This is a genomic window from Listeria grayi (genome assembly GCF_900638015.1).
GTDB lineage: Bacteria > Bacillota > Bacilli > Lactobacillales > Listeriaceae > Listeria > Listeria grayi.
In genome coordinates this window covers 2,602,318-2,623,297 of record NZ_LR134483.1, presented here as the reverse complement: position 1 = coordinate 2,623,297, position 20,980 = coordinate 2,602,318, and the positions used below count along the sequence as shown (strand labels likewise).

Sequence of the window (20,980 nt, the reverse complement as noted above, 5' to 3'; positions counted from 1 at the left end):
AAGTGCAAAAGTAACGTGAAAATTTTATTCGTAGTGTCCTCGTTTCCGGCACTATCAGAAACATTTATTTTAAATCAAATAACTGGATTCATAGACGCAGGGCACGATGTATCAATTTTAGCTTTAAAAAAAGTGAAAACTAAAGCGCACCCGGATGTAGCCAACTATCAATTAATGAAGAAAGTTACATTTATTTCTATTCCGCAAAGTAAACTAAAACGTAGTTTACGAGCCATACAGAGTTTTCTTAAAATAGGCCTGAAGATGCCTAGGCAAACCATTAATCTATTAAATTCAAAAAAATATGGAAAATTCGTTTTGAGTTTAAGACCTTTATTGCTAGCCCCTTTTTTTCAACATAAGAATTCTTTTGATGGAATTGTTTCTCATTATGGTTCAAATGGGTTGATGCTGGATATTTTAAAGAAAGAAAAATGGATTAAATCATCTACGCCTATTTTTTCGTTTTTTCACGGAAATGATGTGACTGGTTTTGTGAAACGTTTTGGTGTAGGAATATACAAGCCACTCAGAGACTCTAGTATCCACTGCTTGCCCATCAGCAAGCAGTGGGAGTATCGTTTGCAGGAACTTCAAATCCACAATGAAAAAACAAGCGTCCATCACATGGGGGTAGATATTCGGAAGTTCCTAAGGGTTGTAGTTCAGCCTCCTAAAGATAACATTGAGTTATTGATTATTGGCCGTTTAACTGAAAAAAAAGGTATCGATATTGCCATTAAAGCAGTATATATACTACGGAAAGTAGGGTTGAATTGTAAGTTAACAATTGTAGGAGATGGCGAGCTGAAACGAGAATTGCAGGAACTAGTTTCTGAATTGCGTTTGGGAGAGAGCGTGTTTTTTTCTGGCTGGTTAGATCAATCTCATATACAAGTTATTATTAGAGAGGCCGATATTATTATTCAGCCCAGTAAAACAGCAACTAATGGAGATCAAGAAGGTATACCGGTATCATTAATGGAAGCTTTAGCGAGTGGGAAATTAGTTATTTCCACTTGGCATAGCGGTATACCGGAATTAATACAAGATAATTATAATGGTTGGCTCGTGCAAGAGGGAGATGAAAAAGGACTTGCGCATATAATTCACAAAGTAATAACACTTCCGTTGGAGGAGAAGAAAAAAATCTCAAAAAATGCAAGGTTGACGATTGCAAGAGATTTTAATATCGACCTACTAAATCAACAGCTGATCAGGCGAATTGAGTGTGCTAATGAAAAGTAAAAGAGGGAAAAAGCTAATTTTTTTCTCACTGGGTCCCGTTGTCGGTGCCGCCGTTAGCTTTATAACCATTCCAATTACTACTTTTTTTATTTCGCCAGCTGAATACGGAAAAGCTAGCATGTTTTTGCTTGTTCAAACTATTATCACGACATTTTTATATTTTGGCTTGGATCAAGCATATACGCGTGAATATTATGAACAAAAGGATAGGAAAAATTTAATACAAAATGCAATGGTTCTGCCTTTTTTGTCAGCGACGATAGCTTCATTAGTTTTGCTGACTGAGGCACATCAAATCTCGAAATGGTTGCTTCATGACGAAAACGAAATATTGCCTGTTATGTTGCTCTGTATTAATACGTATTCCCTTATTTTTGAAAGATTTTTCTTATTATCAATACGCATGGAAGAAAAAGCACTATGCTATTCGATATATACGATTTTTATTCGATTAGCTGTCTTGATAGTGATACTCGTCATCATGCTTGCGGGTGTTCGGAACTATTTAGTAATTGTCAATGGAACGCTAATTGGTCAAATTTTGGCGGACCTTTTTATTATCATTGCATGTAGACAATTACTGAGTATTAAGAATTTCAGGTTAGATATAAACCTAATCAGAAAATTATGCGCGTTTGGATTACCGATATTTATCGCCTTTTTTATTGAAACAATTTTTAATATAACGGATCGATTTATGTTGAATGTTTTTTCTAACTACAAAGAAATCGGGTTGTATACGACGGCTCTGAAAATTGCGAGCTTGCTGAAAATCGTTCAGACTAGTTTTACGAGTTTTTGGATACCGACAGCATATCGTTGGCATAATGAAAATAGATCGATAAGCCAATTCCAATTAGTAAGCGATAGTATCACATTTTTGTTCTGTTTTTTATTTATTATCCTATTATTAATGAAAAATATATTTCGAGTTTTTTTTACAAACGACTATCAAGAAATAATCTATATTTTTCCATTTCTTTGTTTTCTACCCATGCTCTATACAATCAGTGAAACAACTACATTGGGAATAGTCTTTAGCAGAAAAACAAGTTTAAATATATATGTATCAGTAGCAGCATTATGTGTGAATTTCTTTTTAGCTTTCGTTCTCATTCCACAGTGGGGAGCAAGAGGTGCGTCAGTGGGGTTAGGCCTCTCTTATCTGGCATACTATCTCATGCGCACGTCATTATCGAACCGTTATTGGGAAGGATTAAAAGTGAAACATCAACTAATTATGATGAGTATCGTATTTGCGTTAGCTTTTTATAATACCTTTTTTAGCGCCTATAGTTTCCTGATCAATACAGTTGGCTTGCTTTTACTTTTCTTAGGCAATAGGGGTTTATTGAAAAAAATACAACCGTTTATAGAGAACTTCATTCATAAAAAAAGGAGAGGGTAACATGTTTTTTAATTTCACAAAAAGGGCTTTTGATATTTTTTTTGCGCTGGTGGCTCTGATTATATTGTCGATTCCTATGCTTATCATTAGCATACTGGTTTATAGAAAAATAGATAAGCAGATTTTATTTAGACAAATACGCGTAGGGAAGAATGAACGGAAATTTTTGATCTATAAATTTAAAACAATGAGCGATGAAAGGGATTATAATGGGAAATTGCTACCAGACGAAAAACGAATGCCTCGTTTTGGCAAATTAATCAGGAAGCTAAGCTTAGATGAATTACCACAACTAATTAATATTTTAAAAGGAGATATGAGTTTTATAGGTCCAAGACCGTTACTTGAGTGTTATTTGTTGCGTTATACAGAAGAACAAAGAATTAGACACGATGTGCTCCCAGGTTTAACTGGTTGGGCTCAAATAAATGGTAGAAATAATATTACATGGGAAGAAAAGTTCGCCCTCGATATTTATTATATTAAAAATAGATCGATGTATTTAGATATGAAAATTTTGGTTAGAACGATTTTCCAAGTATTGTTATGTAAAGATATTTCTCGATATGGGCACGCGACTACTACGGAGTTCTTAGGTGGAGAATCAAAATAATTTGGGGAAAGTAGTTAGTTATTTACCACTTTTGCCGGGTTTCCAAAAGCTTTCTGGTGGGATTCAATGTTCTTCGTCACAACGCTTCCCGCTCCGACAACTACATCATCTCCCACAACGATTTGAGGAATTAATACGCTAGATGCACCAATTAAAGTGGAGTAGCCGACTTTGCATCCTCCAGTAAGCGTAGAACTGGGAGCGATATGGACATAATCATTAATCACACAGTCATGCTCTATTACAGCATTGGTGTTTATAATGGTGTGTGCTCCAATATAAGCCCCATGTTGAATGATAGCGCCAGGCATGATGATGCAGCCTGGACTTAAATGTATACCTGGATCTATTACAGCAGTGGGATGTTTAAGTGTAGCAAATTTGTGAGGGTCACAGTTTAATTGTTCTACAATTTGTTTTCTTAAATGGTTATCTCCCACTGCAATAAAGAAATATGTAGTTTTATCAGTGAGCTGGGAGCTACTTCTATCAATATTTTTATAAAGAATATTGTTTTTTTGAAAAGGGGTTTTGTATTTCTGATCCCAAATTTCGGTAATTACATAATCAGAAAAGTTATTAACTATACTTTGAATTACCTTGCTATGTCCACCGTCAGCAATTAGTATTAAATTTTTCATAAAAACCCCCTGCTTTCTATAATCTAGATTGTAAATCCATATAATATAGTATCACGGATCCCATTATTTTTGAACCGCAATATAAATCAGCAACGTAAGTGAGGACGACTATCGTACTTTAGGTTAAAAAACGTATCACTCGTTTAGTTGTCAGATAAATGAAAGGAGTATGAAATATGAAAAAAATAATAAGTAGTATTTTGATTCTTATTGCTATCACAGTGGTAAATCTTAATTTGGTCTCAGCTTCTATGCAGGAAAAAGGAACTGTCACAACCGCCATTCCAAATGATACGAAAAATACTGTGACGAAGGTATCCAAAAATAGGGAGGTGCTATTTCAGAAGGCTAACGGGTTAAAAAATAAAACTTTAAAAAGCAATAGTTTTGATCTAGCTTTTTCATCAAAATACAACCAAATTATTTCAAGTGGGAATATTGACTTAACAATTAGTTTGGCTGCAGACTCCAATGTATTAACCGATTCCATGCTTCAGATTTCTATTCCAAAAGAAATCGTTGCAAATGTGGGACAGATACAACACCTAATCGATGACGGTAGTCAGATTTTTACATTTGCTAATCCAGCTTATAGTATTTCACTAGATGGATCGTCGTACATATTAAATATTAAGGTGGATACTTCTGTTAACAATGGAGCTGCATGGGGAGGAAGCTTTCATCTAAACTTTGATGCTCCTAAAATGAAAGCTTCAACTAATATCAATCCAGAGCAAACTTTTCGAGTTTCTTATCAAGGTAAAGAAAAAAGTATTATTTTACCAATAAAAACTGCTGAAACTGGAGAATCGGTGTTATTTGAAAAATGGTCGAAGTTCAGTATTGATAATTCTGACGGACTCTATCTATTAGATAGTAAACGCCCTCGTTATAATATCTATCATCTGGCAGTTAACATAAACAAGAATGCGCTCCTTCATCATGTAGTGGTAAGCGATGAACTGCCACAGGGATTGGAAATAAACGATAGCTCCTCTCCTACAGGTGGGATAAGCGGCACCGATACGGCAAGCATAGGCGGGGTAAGAATCATAAAATTATACGAAGATGGTACGCGAAAATACGTTACGGGACAGTATAAAAATAACATTGATGTTAGTTCAGATTTGAAGTCGTTCAATGTCTCCTTAGGAACGGTTAATCCATCCGATCAATTTCTCGTTGAATATAGTGTAGTAGTTACGGAGGAGCTCCCTATTTATGTCAATGTTTCTCATTTAGTTTCAGATGAAGTAAATAGAACTTCTCAGAATACTGCCAAGTTAAAAGAAGGTATTGGTTCGAATGAATATTTGACTAAAGAGGTTGACAAAACAATTATAGCAGCTGACGAAAAAAAACTAACGTATACCTTTCATCTGACTTCACCAAAAGTGGTGTTGAAAAAAGGAACAATTTTCAAAGATACATTGGATAGCCGACTCAGATTTTTAGCGGTACAAGCTGATGCAGATGGTCTCTTTAAAGTCAAAAATAATAACGGTAAGCTTACAATTACTTTGACAAAGGATTTTCAAAAGGGCGATTCCCAAGACCTCACTTTCACCGTATCTCCCAAAGGATTAGCAATTGGCGATACGGTGAACAATATTGGATTGCTGGAAATACTCGGGAATTTTTATACAACCAATAAAGTAACGACTAAAAAAATAGACGGAAGAATACGTATAAAAAAAGTTGATCCTGAGGGGAAAGTACTTGCAAATGCAAGTTTTGAGATTAAAAATGATTTTGGAGAAGTTGTTGCATCGATTAAAACCAACAAAAAAGGTGTTGGTTTGACGAAAGGCTTACTTCCTGGAAAGTATACAATCATTGAAACCAAAGCACCACCAGGATATCTACGAAATACAACTGCGCAAAACATTATCATCACTGAAAACAGCTTAAAGCCATTGGAAATAGTAATGATAAATAAACCAATTCTTGGTTCCGTTGAACTTATAAAAAAAGATGCCGCTGCCGCTTCAAAAAAATTGAAAGGAGCTGAATTCAAGCTCCTTTCTAAAGATGGAAAGACGTTAAAACCTCAGCTGCTTACCGATAAAGAAGGTAAAATAATCGTGCGAGATCTATTACCGGGTGAGTATATCTTTAAAGAAACCAAAGCGCCGAAGGGTTATTTATTATCAAAAGTGCCTCTTGCCTTTACAATCGAAAGCAATCAAACAAAAACTATAAAACTGATAGCACTAAATAAGAAAATTAAAAAAAAGGTTGATAAAGCGAAGCCAGATATACTATTACCCAAAAACAATCATGTCCCGCCTAAGAAACTTAAACAGACAAAAACAGAAAAGTCGGAAAATAAGAAGTCGCGAGCGCTTAATATAATTAAATTACCTAATACTGGAGATGGTTCTCATTGTATCTATGTGTTGTTAATAAGTGGTATTTGTTTAGTAACTCTAGGAGCATATATGCTTAAAAAAGCAGCCCAAAAACCTAAAAGTTAGAATACTAGGGATTGGAAAAAATTAGTGGAATATGTGTAGTGCATTTTTTGATCCCGAGAAAAAGGACCTAGCGTATCTTTAAGTAACACCAAAAAGCAAGTTTATTTTAAATACAACATAGAAATATGGTGATTTTTCGAACTTTTCTTTTAGGGGTGAAAAATAAATGAATTTAGTGTGCTTTTATCATTTAAGAGGTGATTCTTTTACGTATATGAGAATCAGACAAAAAGGGCTTATTATGAAAAAATAGTTATGTAATCGATAGTTAAGGATTTCTATTTTAGGAGTATGTCTTGCCGTTGCAACCTGTTGAGCCAAAAATCAAATCAACATATCAAGCGGATCCGCCAAGACTAAAAAAAATAACTAAGATCGTGATGCTGAAGCAAAAAGTAAAACAACAATCGGTTTTAAAAAAGCAGTATCCTTTGTCACTTTCAAATTCATTTGAATGCGACAAAGGATGCTTTTTAATTATGAAAAAGATATAGCCTAAATGAACATAGCTGATAATAAAGAATCGAGATTTTTCGCAGAAGCTGATTTTTATTCATTTGTCCCGCTTCAAAACGTTTGTTGTAATCGTAAGCATTTGTTTGCGATAAGTGCCAGGCGGTAATTTGTTGATTTCGTTGATAGCTTTTTTTGTGTACTTATCGGCTAGTTCAAACGCTTGTTCAATCCCGTTATATTGACGGATTAGCGTTGCTAGTTGTTCTAAATCAGCTTCCGTCATTGCCTCTTTTTTGATTAAGAGAGGTAAAAATACATCGCGGTGTTGCTGCAAAGCATAAATTAAAGGCAACGAGTAGTTTCCTTGCTTCACATCGCTTAATACTGGCTTTCCCAATCCGTCATTCGTGCTCGTATAATCCAAAATGTCATCAATGATTTGAAAGGCCATTCCAATAAAATGACCGGCATTTTTCGCATGGTAAAGTAGTTTTCGTGAAGCCTTGCTAGCAGCGGCGCCAGAGTAACAACTCAATGCAAATAATTGTGCCGTTTTACCGGAAATCCTTTTCAAGTAGTCCTTTAGGGTGACGTTAGTATGATAAAGATCTTTCATCTGATTCAGTTCGCCCATTAATATTTTTTCGATATTCTTGCTGTTAAAATCAATATTTTCAACAGAATCGGCATGTGCGGAGAGAATCTTGAAACAGACGCAGAATAGATAGTCGCCGGTATAAACAGCGTATTTCCGTCCGAATTTGGAATGGATCGTCGGCACACCGCGGCGCATGTCTGCATCATCGATCACATCATCGTGGATAAGCGTCGCCATGTGCAGGACCTCGAGGGCGCTTGCAACGGCAATCGATCGATCCGCATTATATTCTGGCCCGGCTTGAGCAGTCAGCAATACAAAGGCAGGGCGTAAAAGTTTTCCGCCGGAGTGGATCATAGCATTGATATTTTCAGCGACATTTTTATCGCGGATCTTGATATTTTTTTCGATCGTAACTAAAACTTCTTTTAAATCTTTCTGAAGTTCAGGATAGTTATTCCACATGGCATTGATTTGCATAGCGAAACTCCTTTGATTAGTGTTCTCTATTTTCTTTCGCAAGGAAAAAAACTTGCAATGTTTTTACGTTTTTTAATAAATAATTAGCAGCGATCCCAACAGCGATCCCAGAAAGAATGCCGATGAAAGACAAAACTGGTAAATAAAGCATCACATTCCAAGATTTGGCTAAAAAGCTGGCTACTAAAAGCTGCCCGACGTTATGAAGTATGCCCCCGGTTGTGCTGACACCAATAATACTGATGCGTTTTGGCCCCAATTGTTTCACGAGAAACATTCCGAGCAGACTGATGATTGCTCCACTGGCACTGTATAAGAATGTGGAGATCGTGCCGCCAAGCAAGGTTGCCAGTACTAATCGGATCGCCACTATGATAAATGTATCTTTGAAGGATAATGTGTATAAAGAAATGCAGGTGATAATATTCGATAACCCCAACTTCGCTCCAGGAGCAAAGGCAAAGGGGAAAGGAATTGCTCGTTCTAAGAGGCCGATAACCACCGCTTGAGCAGCTAGCAAGGCAATGTAAACGAGTCGTTTATTCTTCGTCATCTGTGATCCAACCCATCTTATTCGTTCATTTCCTTTATTGTAAATGATATTTCGCTAAATAGACAGTATTTAAGTAAAAAAAGGGAGCAGTCCCATTCGTTTATGAATAGACAAATGGACTGCTCCAGCTTTATTTGATAGGTTATTTATCTCGATAAATCGATTTAGGTTTACCGTACCACCATTTGCCGAGACCTTTTTGGATCCAAGGAACAACCCAGAAGTCAAAGCCGAATGTACGTCCGGCACCGTTCAACATTGCGATGGAAGCAGGTAATGCCCAGAATTTATCCCAGCCAAGCATTGCGCTGAAAGTAAACATTACTAGGAAGCCAGCACTTCCGATACTTGCTAACCATGTGAACAGGCCAGCTAAGATCGCAAGACCGATCGCAAGTTCGATGAATGGAACTACTTTTTGCATGAACAATGCAACGTCAAGGTTTGGCATCAATAATTGCATGATCCATTTAAACCAGCCAGGCATATGTTGTAAGATCGGAACAGTAACATTTTGAGCAGCTTCTCCGGCTTTATCACCGGCTGCTTGACTTGCACCAGAAGTAGCTGCAGTTTGCAACCAGTCAAATGGCATCTTAGAAGTTGTTGCTGTCAGCCAAGAATCCTTACCAATACCGTTGAAAAGACGTCCTAAGTGAGAGAAGTTGACTTTATCCCAAGTACTTTCACCATAAATTTTCGACAATGCTTCATCGATCCAGAACCAGCCAAGGTAAACACGTAGTGGTAATACCCAGATAACGTTTCCATAGCGAGAAGTCCAACCGCGGAAAATATTGCGGCCATCTTTGATGTGGAAGAATTCGTGCATGATGTATTGCCACATGTAGTAGCCGCTGCGAATGCCAAAGAAGTAATATAGATTGACCATGTGTTTCATGAAAATCGCGAACCAGCCAGATAAATGCATGCTGCCTAAGTGAGCAACACCATATTTAGCACCGATCGAGACCATAACACCATGATATTTACCATTGTAAGGTTCTTTTTCTGTTCCGCTGATTTCGGAAATGATGCTTTTCGCAGCAGTCATCCCAGTTTGTTCAGCAGCTTCAACGATTTGTGGAGTTGGTTTGCCTTCATTTTCTTCAAAGTAAGCTAAGTCACCAACTACATAAACGTCTTTCAAACCATCTGCTTCCATAAATTCGTTTACTTTCAAACGACCAGCACGAGCAGATTCCATGCCGTATTCTTCTGTATCGGAGTTAGCTTTTACGCCGGCAGTCCAAATCAATGTATGAGTTGGAAGCTCTTGTCCGGATTTCAAGATGATGCGGTCCGATTTAACTTCAACGATCGGAGCGCTTTTAAGAATTTTGATTCCTTTTTTGACCATGTAGCGTTCTGCTTTATCAGCATCACGACGGTCTAGCATGTTTAGGATCGTTGGTACAGCTTCGACAACAGACAATTCGATTTCGTTTGGATCGATCTTGTTATCTTTTGCTAAACGAGTTTTCCATTCCAGCAATTCGCCGACCATTTCGATTCCAGTAAAGCCGGAACCACAGACTACAAAGCTAAGCATTGCTTTTCGCTTAGCAACATCTTGGATGCGAGAAGCTGCAGTAACAGTATCTTCTATATGTTTGCGTAGTTTAACAGCGTCTTCCCAAGACCATAATGTAAAGCCGTGTTCTGCAACGCCGGGAGTACCAAAGTCATTTGGCTCGCCACCCATACCTAAAATAAGATAATCAAATGGATAAGTGCCGTGTTCGGTAGTGACGATTTTTTTGTCGTGATCGACATTAGTTACATTATCAGTAACTAAATTTACTTTTGTACGATTGAATAATCGGCGCAGGTCGTATTGAACTGCAGTTGGTTCCACCCGTGCAGCCGCTACTTCATGTAATTCGGTCATCATGGTGTGATAAGAATGTCTATCGATCAATGTGATCGTTACATCTTTATCTTTTTTGTATTTCTTTGCTAATTTCTTAGCTGCATGAACACCTGCATATCCCGCCCCTATTAAAACGATATTCTTTTCAGGCATATGCTCTCTCAACTCCTTGTATTTTTTTTCACAAAAGCTATTATGAAAAATATAAATAAGACTATTAATCTACCATAGTGTAACAGATTGAGAGCGCTTATGTCTAGTCAATTTGAGGGCAAATAGTGCATTTTATAAAAAAATAGTTCTTTGTATGAAAAGTGGCAAAATTCATAGACCAAAAGTATCAGTTTTTACTAAGTTATAAAGCTGTTTTTGTATCATTTTTAACATTTAACTACATATTTCCCGAAATACTATTCATTTTTTAGAAAATTTATTCAATTCCGTTTTTTGATTTAGTATAGACAAACCGCCTAAAGGGTGCTATTATTTGGTTGTGAAAGAGTGTTGGGTTCTAAAAATTAATGTGCATAACGTCACATAATAAAAAATTAAAGGTGGGAACTTTTATGAAAGTGAAAAAAATTGCAATGGGTGTAACTGCTGTGTTAGCTTCCAGTATGTTATTAGTAGCTTGTGGAAACAATGATAGCGGTAGCAAAGATAAAAGCAAGTCAGATTCAAAACAAACTGCAACAGTTAGCAAAGATGCTAAGAAAGACGGTACACTTACAGACGGCACTTATAAATTAGAAGAAAAAAATTATGATCATGATTATCGTGTTTCCTTCGATATTAAAGTAAAAGACGGTAAGATCACAGAATCCAACTACGATTACTTAAATAAAGATGGCAAGAAAAAATCCGAAGATGCTGGTTATGAAAAAGCAATGAAAGCTAAATCCGGTGTTGGTCCAAAAGAATATATCAAACAATTAAATGACTCTTTAGTAAAAGAACAAGCAGCAAGCAAAGTAGAAGCAGTAAGTGGAGCAACTCATTCTTCTGACGCTTTCGCTAATTATGCAAACCAATTGATCCAAGCAGCACAACGCGGCGATACTTCAACAATCGAAATCGACAATGGTGCTAAATTGAAAGACGGTAAATACAGCTTGGAAGAAAAAAATTACGCACATAACTATCGCGTAGTCTTCAACATCGAAGTAAAAGATGGCAAAATCGCAACTTCTGATTATAACTATGTAACAAAAGACGGCAAGAAAAAATCCGAAGATGCTGACTATGAAAAAGCAATGAAATCTAAAACAGGTGTGGGTCCGAAAGAATACATCCCTACTTTAAACAAAGAACTTGAAAAGAAACAATCTGCTGACGTAGATACTGTATCTGGTGCAACAGAATCTTCTAAAGCTTTCCAATTATATGCAGATCAATTGATCAATGCAGCTCAAAAAGGCGACACAAAGAAAATCGAAGTTTATAATTTCGTAGAAGCAGAATAAGAATTACCATTATTAGCAAGTAAGCGACTAATCCTGCATTGCAAGATTAGTCGCTATTTTTATGAGCAATTATAGGGTTATATGGTATAGTATTTCTAGTGAGGTCATATTGAAAGGTGCAATGATAATGAAAAAATGGACATGGCTGCTTGTTTTTATTCTGCTGATCGGCAGTTTAGCTGCATGCGGCGGACCAAAAAAAGAAGTTTCTAAAAAACAGGATCAAAAGGAAACGTTGCCGCTTAGCAAAAAAGATTTTCTTATGGGCACAGTAGTTTCTCTGAAGATCTATAATGCTGGAAAACAAGATGCGATGGATGCGTCTTACAAGAAAATTCGAGAATTAGCGGCGGAGATCACTACAAATGATGACGGTAAAAATTCTGAGATCGATAAAATCAATGCTAATTCCGGGAAAAAACCTGTCAAAGTAACAAAAAATATGTTCTTCTTGATTGAAAGAGCTATTTTCTACAGCAAGAATTCTGATGGCGGCTTTGATTTGGCGATCGGACCACTTACTAATTTGTGGCGGATCGGCTTTCCAGATGCACGCAAACCAAGCCAAGCAGAGATCGATAATCGTTTGCCATTGGTAAATTATAAAGATGTGCAGCTGAATGAAGCGAACCAAACCGTTTATTTGAAGCGAAAAGGTATGGCGCTTGATCTGGGAGCCATCGCTAAGGGGTATATCGCGGATGAAGTAGCGAAAGTGATGAAAGCTCACGGCGTCAATTCAGCGATCGTAGACCTCGGTGGTAATATTTTCGTTATCGGTCACAATCCTGACGGAAAAAAATGGAACGTCGGTATCCAAGATCCATTTTCGCCGCGTGGAAGTATTATCGGCAAGCTGGAGACGGAAGAAATGTCGATCGTTACTTCTGGTATCTATGAACGTCATTTAGAAGTGGATGGAAAAGACTACCATCATTTGTTAGATCCGAAAACGGGCTATCCGTTTGATAACAATATCGCCGGTGTTTCGATCATTTCGAAAAAATCGATCGATGGAGACGGCTTGTCCACCGCGACTTTTTCTAAAGGGATCCAAGGCGGATTAGAATATTTGAAACAATTCAAAGGAGTGGAAGCAGTCTTTGTCAGCCGCGACAAGAAGGTATACATCACTCCAGGATTGAAAGGTAAGTTTGAATTGGTCAATACAGACGATTTTAAAATGGGAAATTAAGAATGTAGGGGAGGAAAGGGCGTATGTCGTTATTAACGTTCCTTGATCTAGTTGAGATCAGAACTAAAATTGCCAGTGTGTTTCCTTTTATGATTGGGATATTGTATGTTGTCTTTCATTATCACGTCTTTGAGCCGCTGCAAACGATCACTTTTTTTGCGTCGATGTTCATTTTTGATTTAACAACGACCGCGATCAATAATTATATGGACTATCGAAAGGCTACCGACAAGCATGAGTTTGACTATCGGAAGTCGAAAAATGTGATCGGTCAAAGGGAAATTCCGGAAAAAACGGTTATTATTACCATTTTTGGCCTGTTTCTAACTGCAACTTTGTTGGGAGTTTGGCTTGTATTTCAAACAGATCTACTGGTATTACTGATTGGTTTTATTTGTTTTTGTATCGGGATCTTATACACATCTGGTCCTGTACCGCTTTCCAGAATGCCGCTTGGGGAAATTTTCTCCGGAGTAACGATGGGGTTCGGTATCTTTTTCTTAGCGATTTATGTCAATGCGAGCGATGCTGGAATCGCAAGTTTAGTGTGGCAAGGTGCTTGGGTGACGCTGGAGGTCAATCTGCTGGAAATCATCCGGATCGGCGTTGTATCGTTGCCGTTGATATTTACGATCGCAAATATCATGTTGGCGAATAATCTATGTGATTTAGAAGAAGATATCCGCAACAATCGCTTTACACTGCCGTATTATATAGGAAGAAAAGCAGGCGTGATTTTATTTAATACGTTATATTATGCTTCATTTGCTGCTATTATAGTAGGAGTATTGTTAAACTATTTACACCCAATCATGTTGCTAAGCATATTAGCGGCGTATCCTGTGTATCGAAACTTAAAATTGTTTAATAAGGAGCAAGTGAAAGCAAAAACATTTGCCATTTGTATCAAGAATTTTTTGGTGGTCAACATAACGATTACAGTGCTGATGCTTGCGAGTGTCATTATTCAAAGTTTTAATTGATGGAAAGGAAGTGGTCTCATGATCGATAAGCTGATTTTAGGAAGATATGTACCGGGGGATTCGTTTCTTCATCGACTCGACCCGCGTGCCAAGCTGGTAATGGGACTGCTTTATATTGGGATCTTGTTTTTGGTAGATAATTGGATCACGACTTTTTTGATTATCTTTTTCACTTTCTTGGTAGTTGTGTTGACACGAATAAAAGTCAACGTGTTTATTAAAGGGATACGTCCGCTGATTTGGCTGATCCTCTTCACGGTTGTGATGCAGCTACTGTTTACCGGTGGCGGTGAAGTCTATTTCCAATGGGGAGCCATTACGATCTCCTCGTTCGGGATCGCTAACGGAGCGCTAGTGTTTCTGCGTTTCACACTGCTGATCGTCATGTCGACGGTAGTGACGCTGACAACGAAACCGATGGACTTAGCGGATGCGATCTCTTACTTGTTGAAACCATTCTCCTATTTGCGTATGCCGGTGCAGGATATTGCGCTTATGCTTACGGTTTCGATGCGTTTTATCCCGACATTGATGGAGGAAACAGATAAGATCATGAAAGCTCAGCGTGCCCGTGGGGTGGATTTCGGGGAAGGAAACATCTTCGAGCAGATGAAAAAGATCGTGCCGGTGTTTATCCCGCTATTCGTTAGTTCATTCAACCGAGCCGAGGATCTTGCCAATGCTATGGAAGTAAGAGGTTATGAGGGCGATGCCAAGCGGACGCGGTTTAGATTGCTCCATTGGCATGGCATTGATGCGATCGCATTCTTGGTATTTATTGCGGTCACCGTATTTTTATGGCTATTGTGACAATCAAAAAACAGCTGATCCTTTATGGAGGACAGCTGTTTTTTTGACTATTAAGGGACTTGCAGTTGGATGTTATACTGGTAGCGATTGCCAGGATAGAAAAATTCGGTATATTCTATAAGGCGGTCTTCTTGATCTCGTGTAACACGCTGTACATGCAACAAGGGGCTGTTCTCATCTACATGCAGATGGGCTGCCAGTGTTTTGTCAGCGACCATTGATTCGATCGTTTCTTGTGCTTTTGTTACGATGTAGCCTTTTTCTTGAAAAAGTTTATACAAAGAAGCATCTGGAGCAGCTAACTCTTCTGCCGCTAAAGGCAGAAAAGAAGGACAGTAGACACGCTGGAAGCTGATGGGAACATCATCGATCCACCGCAGACGCTCATGGCGGCTTACTAATGCACCTTTCGGCAGGTCGAGCTTTGAACAAACCATTGTGTCTGCAGGCAGATCGTTGTCGAAGGAGAGCAGTGCAGAATGGAGCGAGCGGTTGTTGTTCTCTTCGGAAAAACTAAGCAGCGTCTGCAGTTGCAGAGATTCTTTTTGGCTAAGCACAATGGTTCCAACCCCATGGATACGCTTGATATAGCCTTCATCGACTAATAGCTGGAGAGAATGGCGGATCGTGATCCGACTGACGTTGTAGTGCTTTTGCAGATCAGGTTCAGCAGGAAATAACGATCCGACGGGATATTTGCCGGAAATGATATCTTGCTTGAGATGATTATAAACAGTTACGTATTTAATGTTGTTGCCCTTCATGTTTTTTCACCACATTTGCTAATGAATTTGCTAATTTTTCTATTTGAAAATCGTTGGCATGCTGAATCGTATCAAATAAAGCAATAAACGCTGAATCGTTTACATTTGTAAATGCGCCAACCATCGAGCCCACGATCGTTGCGATAGTATCTGTGTCATACCCGATGTTTACAGCATCGATAACGGCTTGGAGTGGGTTTTCTTTATTGAGTGCGATAATACCGAAGGCGCACGGAACGGCTTCAGAAATATGCAGACCGCTACCGACGATCTCGGCTAAGTTTTTCAGCTTTTCTTCTTTTGTGCCAACACCTGTAATGATAGTATACGCTAATTGTATGCGTTTCACAACACTGGGACCGGCAACTTCTCGAGAGAGCTTTTTCGCTTTTTCCTCACCGCGGATCGCGCCATAAAGTCCAGCACTCAGCGCCTGATCGACTGTAGAATTTTCTGCTAGTGAAGCGCTTGTAGCTGCTGCAACTGCACATGCTCCTGAAATAGCGAGTGAGTTATCATGGGTGACTTGTGTGATGAGAATAGCATCGTTGATGGCAGCTTCTATATCGTTTGGATGCAAAATTCCGGCGGGAGCAATTTTCATCGCGGCGCCATTCGTAGCTTTGGAAGCATAATCAACGGTCACAGCTCCAGGTAGCGGCTTCATTTTGGATTCTGGATCTTTATACATCGCCACAGCACTTCTCGTGGTTGGACCGGCAAACCGATCAAAATACCAAGAAACATTTGACCAATCCAAAATCGCTTGGATTACTGTCTCTGTATCGATCTTCCCATCATTTTTCAAAATCGCGTGCGAAAGGAAATAGATTTGAGAAAAATCATCAGTCACTTGTCCGGCATCGTTGCCTAAAGCAAAAGCTGTTTTCCCTGGTTTTTTTAAATCTGTCAAGGGTCCTCCAAAATGTGTGCGGATCTGGTCGAAAGATAAGTTCTCCGTGGCGGCTCCCATTGCATCCCCAATGGCAGCTAGTCCTAGTGTTCCTTTTATTTTTGTCTCTAAATTCATTTTCTTCATCCTTTCGTAATTCATTTATTGATTCATTTCTGCTTCTGGATCTTTGACTCCGAAAAGGAGAGTGAAAGCTAGCCCGCCGACAAACGAGATAACGAGGCCGACGATATATGCCCAAAGAGTCGGACCGGCAAAAGCAGGGATGGTGGTAAGTCCGCCAAATACGAAAGCGTTTCCAATGACGTGGAAAATACCCATAAATGCTCCACCGATAGCTGCACCTAAACATCCCGCCACAAGCGGGCTTTTAAATTTAACGCCTAAACCATAAATGGCTGGCTCCACGATTCCCGAAAGAAACACGGATGTGATGGCTGTTAGGGAAAAGTTTTTCAATTTCCGATTACGTGATTTAAGGAAAATCGCAAATGCGGCGCCGGCCATGCCAAAGTTAGCATTAGCTGCATACGCGATGAAGGCAGAGTGTCCGGTTTTAGCAACTTCGGGAATAACGACCATGGTATTTGGTGCCCAATGGACGCCGAATAGAATCAGGATATTCCAGATCCCGCCAACTACTGCTCCTGTGATAACTTGATTGATATTGGAAAGCCAGCCCACGCCATTCGCGATACCGATGCTTAGATAGTTGCCTAATGGTCCGAAAATGCCGGCTGCGACTGGTACAAGGACAAAGAGCAGGACGGTTGGAATGACGATCATATGCAAGCTGTTTGGTATTTTTTTCTTCATAAATAATTCCATTTTAGACTGTAGCCATGTAGTTAGAATCGCAGGGATTATTTGACTTGTATAATTAAAAACTGGGATCGCGATACCTAAAAACGTAATGGTATTGCCGCCGTCGCCTTTTACTAATCCAATAAAATCAGGCATGATCAAAGCCCCCATTATGGCCATTGCAATATAAGGACTGGTTGCAAAGCGCTTAGCAGAAGTAACTGCGATCAATAAAGGCAAGAAATAAAAGACCGATGTTGCGGCTAGCGTCAATAGCACATTTGTTGAGCTTTCAGTAGGTAGCCATCCGATCTCATTGGCTAAAATTGTAAAACCTCGTAGTAGACCGGCTCCAGCAAGTAAAGGGAGTAAAGGTGAAAATATACTTACTACTAATGCGACAAAACCGTTAAACCAGCTGCGCTTTTCACTTGGAACTTCCGATGTTTCTGTTTCTGCTTTTTGAGAAGTAGCATCATCTGCTTGCCACACTTTCATAAAAGCATCATACACTTCTCCCACATTAGTACCAATAATGATTTGCAGACCTGCTTCTTTATTCACGACACCTGTAACGCCATCTAAAGCATCGATTTCAGCTGTCTTGACTAACGCTCGGTCTTTTAAAACCGGTCGCAATCTGGTAGCGCAATGGGTAACAGAGATAATATTATCGGGTCCTCCCATCAAAACGAGTAATTGTCGAGATAGATTTTCTAATGAAGGCATCTAACATTCTCCTTTCTTAATTGGGTATGACATCAAGACGTCATAACGTCTTGATGAGTTCATTATAACGGACATATTCAAAAATGTAAACGGTAACATTTAAAAATTTTGTTTCTTAGGGAAAAGGATACATGTATGAAGCGAAAACAAGAGTGATCCAAACGCGAAAAAAACCCCTATCTGTCGAGACAAGATAGGGGTTTTCATTTTTTAATGTTCTAAAGATACGTGCAGATTTTTATCACTTTCTTCTATTAAGGTTGGCTCTTCTTCTGTGCTAGTTGTCTTGAAATGTTCGATTTCTTGTAGCAGATTTTCTGCTAAGGCAGAAAGGCTTTCAGCCGCTTGTGCAACTTCTTCTGTGGAAGCGACTTGCTCTTCAGCAGATTCAGCGATCTGCTTATTATGTTTTTGTGATTCTTCAGCTGCAGCTGTTATTTGCTGCATAATGCTGGATACATCAGAAGCATTATCGCTTACTTCTGTGATCAAGTTGTTCATACCGGTAAGGTCAGTAGCGATCAAATCAGAGGACTGCTGCAATTCTTTGAAGTTTTCGGCTGTTTTATTTACAGCACTGTAACCGTCAGATACGGAAACTTGGATATTTTGGAAAGTTTTCAGTGATTGCTCGATCTCTTTTACGATTTCTTTGATCAGCACTTCGATATTTTTAGAAGAGGCACTTGATTGTTCTGCTAATTTACGTACTTCTTCAGCAACAACACTGAATCCTTTACCAGATTCGCCAGCTCTAGCAGCTTCGATCGCTGCGTTTAAAGCAAGTAAATTCGTTTGATCGGAAATTTGGTTGATTGTCTGTAAGATGGTTTGGATCTCTTCGGATTTCGTAGCCAGCCCGTGAACGACGGCATCTGCTTCTTTTACGGAAACATCGATATTATTCATTTGCGAAACAGTACGTTCTACTAATACATTTCCTTCACGTGCTTTCTCATTAGATGTCTGTGAAGTGGCTAGGAGCATCGTAGAACTGTCAGAAGCCATTTTCAGCCAGCTGCTGACTTCGGCTAGACGATCGGCGTTTTCCTTGATGGATACAACGGCGGAGTTGGATTGGGAAGATAATCCTTCTAATGACTGAGTGATCTCTGTTGTGGCATTGCTTGTTTCTTCCGCGCTGGCCGTTAATTCCTCAGATGATGTGGAAATGGCTTGAGTCGATGTATTGATTGAGTGGATCAGTGTTTTCAAGGAAGATGTCATCGTATTGAAAGCTTGACCGAGAGCGCCGATCTCATCGTTACGACGAACGGTTACTTGTTCTGTCAAATCTCCTTCGCTGATCTTTTCAGCAGCATCAACAATCGTTTTTAAACGGCGGATGATCATTCGAGTAATGAACCAGATGATCACGCTACCGATAATAAGAGAAACTACGGCAACAAGTAATGTGCGCCATATAATAGGTAAAGTTTGATCGAGGATCTCTTTTTCGCTGAATGTACCGGCGATCTTCCAACCAGTTACTGGGTCTGTTTGGTAGAAGACGCGTTGTTTATCCGAACCGTTCCCGACAGTGAATTCACCATTTGCTTCTTTTTGATCCATGATCGCTTTGGTGATCTTGTTTTTGGAACCGGACTTCCAATTTTTGCTGGCAATCACACTGCCGTCTTTTGCTAGTGCAACAGCAGAACCATGTTGGCCGATTTTAACTTCTTTAACAGTATCGATCAGGCGGGATAAGTTGATGTCTAATCCTACGACACCTGATTCATCGCTGGCTTTTTGTGCGATCGTAAGAGTCATTTCGGTTGTAGAAGCAGAAATGTAAGGCGCAGTTAAAATAGGTTTGTCGCCGTTATCTGCAATAGCTTCTTTATACCAATCTCTGGTTGTTGGATCATATCCGTCTGGCATCTTTGTTTCCGGTTGTTGGATGAATTTACCGTTCTCTTTTCCATAATAGATATTTTGGATATCAGGAATAGTCAATGTATAATTGCTCAATACCGCATCTGTTTCGCTTTTCTTTGCATTTGCCGAAACGCTGGTTTGGTTTGCTAGATAATGTACTACATCGATTTTTTGGCTAATACTCTCATCTATTAGACTAGATAAACTATTTACATTAGATGTTGCACTATTGCTTACGTTATTTACCAGGTCTCGCTTGGCGCTTAGGAAGTTGATTACTCCTACAACAGCAAGTGCTATCGCTAAAACGATAATAAAAGAGGGTAATAAGATCTGTAATATCGATTTTCTCCGTTTTTTCATTAAAAATGCCTCCTGTTTTTTAGAAAAATAAAAAATATAAACCTGTCATCATCAGGTGTCCGAATATTACTTTACCATATTTTTTAAAAAAATAATATATTTAATTAAAAAATTATCCTAAAGACCTATTTCCAGTTTCTTCTATATATATAAAACAATTTGGGCAGTGATAAATAAATTTCAAAAAATTGGTTGTCATCGAAGGGGGAAGCGTGTATAATAGATAAAGTGCAAATGGACAGGTTTAGTCTGCCCATTTTGCCAAACCCGTTCCCCTATCATGTGGAAACGGGATGTGATGAAGTGGAAGGTTGCTGACACGCCCGGCCGCTTTGCCATGGCAAGGGCACTCAGGTAATTTCCATGGAGAATGTCTATTTTAAAAGTAGGCGAAAAGGAGGGAAAATAATGGCAAAACAAAAAATTCGTATTCGTTTAAAAGCATATGATCACCGTATCTTGGATCAATCTGCTGAGAAAATCGTAGAAACTGCGAAACGTTCTGGTGCTTCTGTATCTGGTCCGATCCCGCTTCCAACAGAGAAATCTGTTTATACGATCTTACGTGCGGTCCACAAATATAAAGATTCGCGTGAGCAGTTTGAAATGCGTACTCACAAACGTTTAATCGATATTGTTAACCCAACACCACAAACAGTTGATAGCCTAATGCGCTTAGACTTACCAAGCGGTGTAGATATCGAAATCAAATTATAATCTTAAAAAAT

At 38.9% G+C, this 20,980-nt stretch carries 17 protein-coding genes and 1 pseudogene; 9 read left to right on the top strand and 9 right to left on the bottom strand.

Translation table 11 applies throughout. The annotated features are described in order from the left end of the window. Positions 1-15: 15 nt before the first annotated feature. Genes EL241_RS12970 through EL241_RS12960 form a run of 3 tightly spaced genes read left to right on the top strand, consistent with a single transcriptional unit; the run spans position 16 to position 3,269 of the window. Positions 16-1,248 carry a glycosyltransferase gene (locus tag EL241_RS12970; protein WP_036107687.1) on the top strand — a complete coding sequence of 411 codons (1,233 nt, stop codon included), beginning with the start codon at positions 16-18 and terminating at the stop codon, positions 1,246-1,248. Continuing rightward, positions 1,238-2,656, top strand: coding sequence for a lipopolysaccharide biosynthesis protein (locus EL241_RS12965; RefSeq protein WP_126320645.1), 1,419 nt, complete (start codon positions 1,238-1,240; stop codon positions 2,654-2,656). Before EL241_RS12970 ends, EL241_RS12965 begins: the two co-directional genes overlap by 11 nt. 1 nt (position 2,657) lies before the next feature. Continuing rightward, positions 2,658-3,269 carry a sugar transferase gene (locus EL241_RS12960; RefSeq protein WP_036107684.1) on the top strand — a complete coding sequence of 204 codons (612 nt, stop codon included), beginning with the start codon at positions 2,658-2,660 and terminating at the stop codon, positions 3,267-3,269. Positions 3,270-3,283: 14 nt separating this feature from the next. On the opposite strand, the gene EL241_RS12955 is transcribed toward EL241_RS12960, so the two are convergent. Next, positions 3,284-3,910, bottom strand: a complete 627-nt coding sequence (locus EL241_RS12955; RefSeq protein WP_036107682.1) for an acetyltransferase — start codon at positions 3,908-3,910, stop codon at positions 3,284-3,286. Between the two features lie 176 nt (positions 3,911-4,086). Between EL241_RS12955 and EL241_RS12950 the strand changes: the two genes are divergently transcribed. Then, positions 4,087-6,387, top strand: coding sequence for an MSCRAMM family protein (locus tag EL241_RS12950; RefSeq protein ID WP_126320644.1), 2,301 nt, complete (start codon positions 4,087-4,089; stop codon positions 6,385-6,387). A 553-nt stretch (positions 6,388-6,940) separates the two neighbouring features. Here EL241_RS12950 and EL241_RS12945 read toward each other — a convergent pair. From EL241_RS12945 to EL241_RS12935, 3 genes are all read right to left on the bottom strand, one after another. Next, positions 6,941-7,921 (bottom strand): polyprenyl synthetase family protein, encoded by a 981-nt coding sequence (locus EL241_RS12945; RefSeq protein WP_126320643.1) that lies wholly within the window; start codon positions 7,919-7,921, stop codon positions 6,941-6,943. A gap of 16 nt (positions 7,922-7,937) precedes the next feature. Then, positions 7,938-8,474, bottom strand: a complete 537-nt coding sequence (gene eetB / locus EL241_RS12940; RefSeq protein WP_003757000.1) for a flavinylation system FAD exporter subunit EetB — start codon at positions 8,472-8,474, stop codon at positions 7,938-7,940. 142 nt (positions 8,475-8,616) lie between these two features. After that, entirely contained in the window at positions 8,617-10,500 is a 1,884-nt protein-coding gene (locus tag EL241_RS12935) for an FAD-dependent oxidoreductase (RefSeq protein ID WP_003757001.1), read from the bottom strand. Positions 10,501-10,913: 413 nt separating this feature from the next. Between EL241_RS12935 and pplA the strand changes: the two genes are divergently transcribed. The 4 genes from pplA (at position 10,914) to fmnA (ending at position 14,798) form a co-directional block, all read left to right on the top strand. Then, positions 10,914-11,810, top strand: coding sequence for an extracellular electron transfer flavoprotein PplA (gene pplA / locus EL241_RS12930; protein WP_036107670.1), 897 nt, complete (start codon positions 10,914-10,916; stop codon positions 11,808-11,810). Between the two features lie 127 nt (positions 11,811-11,937). After that, positions 11,938-13,005 carry an FAD:protein FMN transferase gene (locus EL241_RS12925; RefSeq protein ID WP_036107667.1) on the top strand — a complete coding sequence of 356 codons (1,068 nt, stop codon included), beginning with the start codon at positions 11,938-11,940 and terminating at the stop codon, positions 13,003-13,005. Positions 13,006-13,028: 23 nt separating this feature from the next. Then, positions 13,029-13,988 carry a 1,4-dihydroxy-2-naphthoate polyprenyltransferase gene (menA, locus tag EL241_RS12920; protein WP_126320642.1) on the top strand — a complete coding sequence of 320 codons (960 nt, stop codon included), beginning with the start codon at positions 13,029-13,031 and terminating at the stop codon, positions 13,986-13,988. 18 nt (positions 13,989-14,006) lie between these two features. Then, a complete protein-coding gene (gene fmnA, locus EL241_RS12915) occupies positions 14,007-14,798 on the top strand; it encodes an FAD export ECF transporter transmembrane subunit FmnA (protein WP_036107665.1) in 792 nt (263 codons plus the stop codon). A 50-nt stretch (positions 14,799-14,848) separates the two neighbouring features. On the opposite strand, the gene EL241_RS12910 is transcribed toward fmnA, so the two are convergent. From EL241_RS12910 to EL241_RS13960, 5 genes and pseudogenes are all read right to left on the bottom strand, one after another. Beyond that, positions 14,849-15,562 carry a GntR family transcriptional regulator gene (locus EL241_RS12910; protein ID WP_126320641.1) on the bottom strand — a complete coding sequence of 238 codons (714 nt, stop codon included), beginning with the start codon at positions 15,560-15,562 and terminating at the stop codon, positions 14,849-14,851. Next, positions 15,543-16,592, bottom strand: coding sequence for an ADP-ribosylglycohydrolase family protein (locus tag EL241_RS12905; RefSeq protein WP_036107660.1), 1,050 nt, complete (start codon positions 16,590-16,592; stop codon positions 15,543-15,545). Before EL241_RS12905 ends, EL241_RS12910 begins: the two co-directional genes overlap by 20 nt. Before the next feature lie 24 nt (positions 16,593-16,616). Next, entirely contained in the window at positions 16,617-18,008 is a 1,392-nt protein-coding gene (locus EL241_RS12900) for a PTS transporter subunit EIIC (RefSeq protein WP_036107657.1), read from the bottom strand. A gap of 210 nt (positions 18,009-18,218) precedes the next feature. Next, positions 18,219-19,235, bottom strand: a complete 1,017-nt coding sequence (locus EL241_RS13965; protein ID WP_376701036.1) for a methyl-accepting chemotaxis protein — start codon at positions 19,233-19,235, stop codon at positions 18,219-18,221. After that, a pseudogene (locus EL241_RS13960) lies at positions 19,230-20,252 on the bottom strand (HAMP domain-containing protein); the annotation flags it as partial. The gene EL241_RS13965 and the pseudogene EL241_RS13960, both read right to left, overlap by 6 nt. A 408-nt stretch (positions 20,253-20,660) precedes the next feature. On the opposite strand from EL241_RS13960, the gene rpsJ reads away from it, so the two are divergent. Continuing rightward, entirely contained in the window at positions 20,661-20,969 is a 309-nt protein-coding gene (rpsJ, locus tag EL241_RS12890; RefSeq protein ID WP_025729837.1) for a 30S ribosomal protein S10, read from the top strand. Positions 20,970-20,980: the final 11 nt, after the last annotated feature.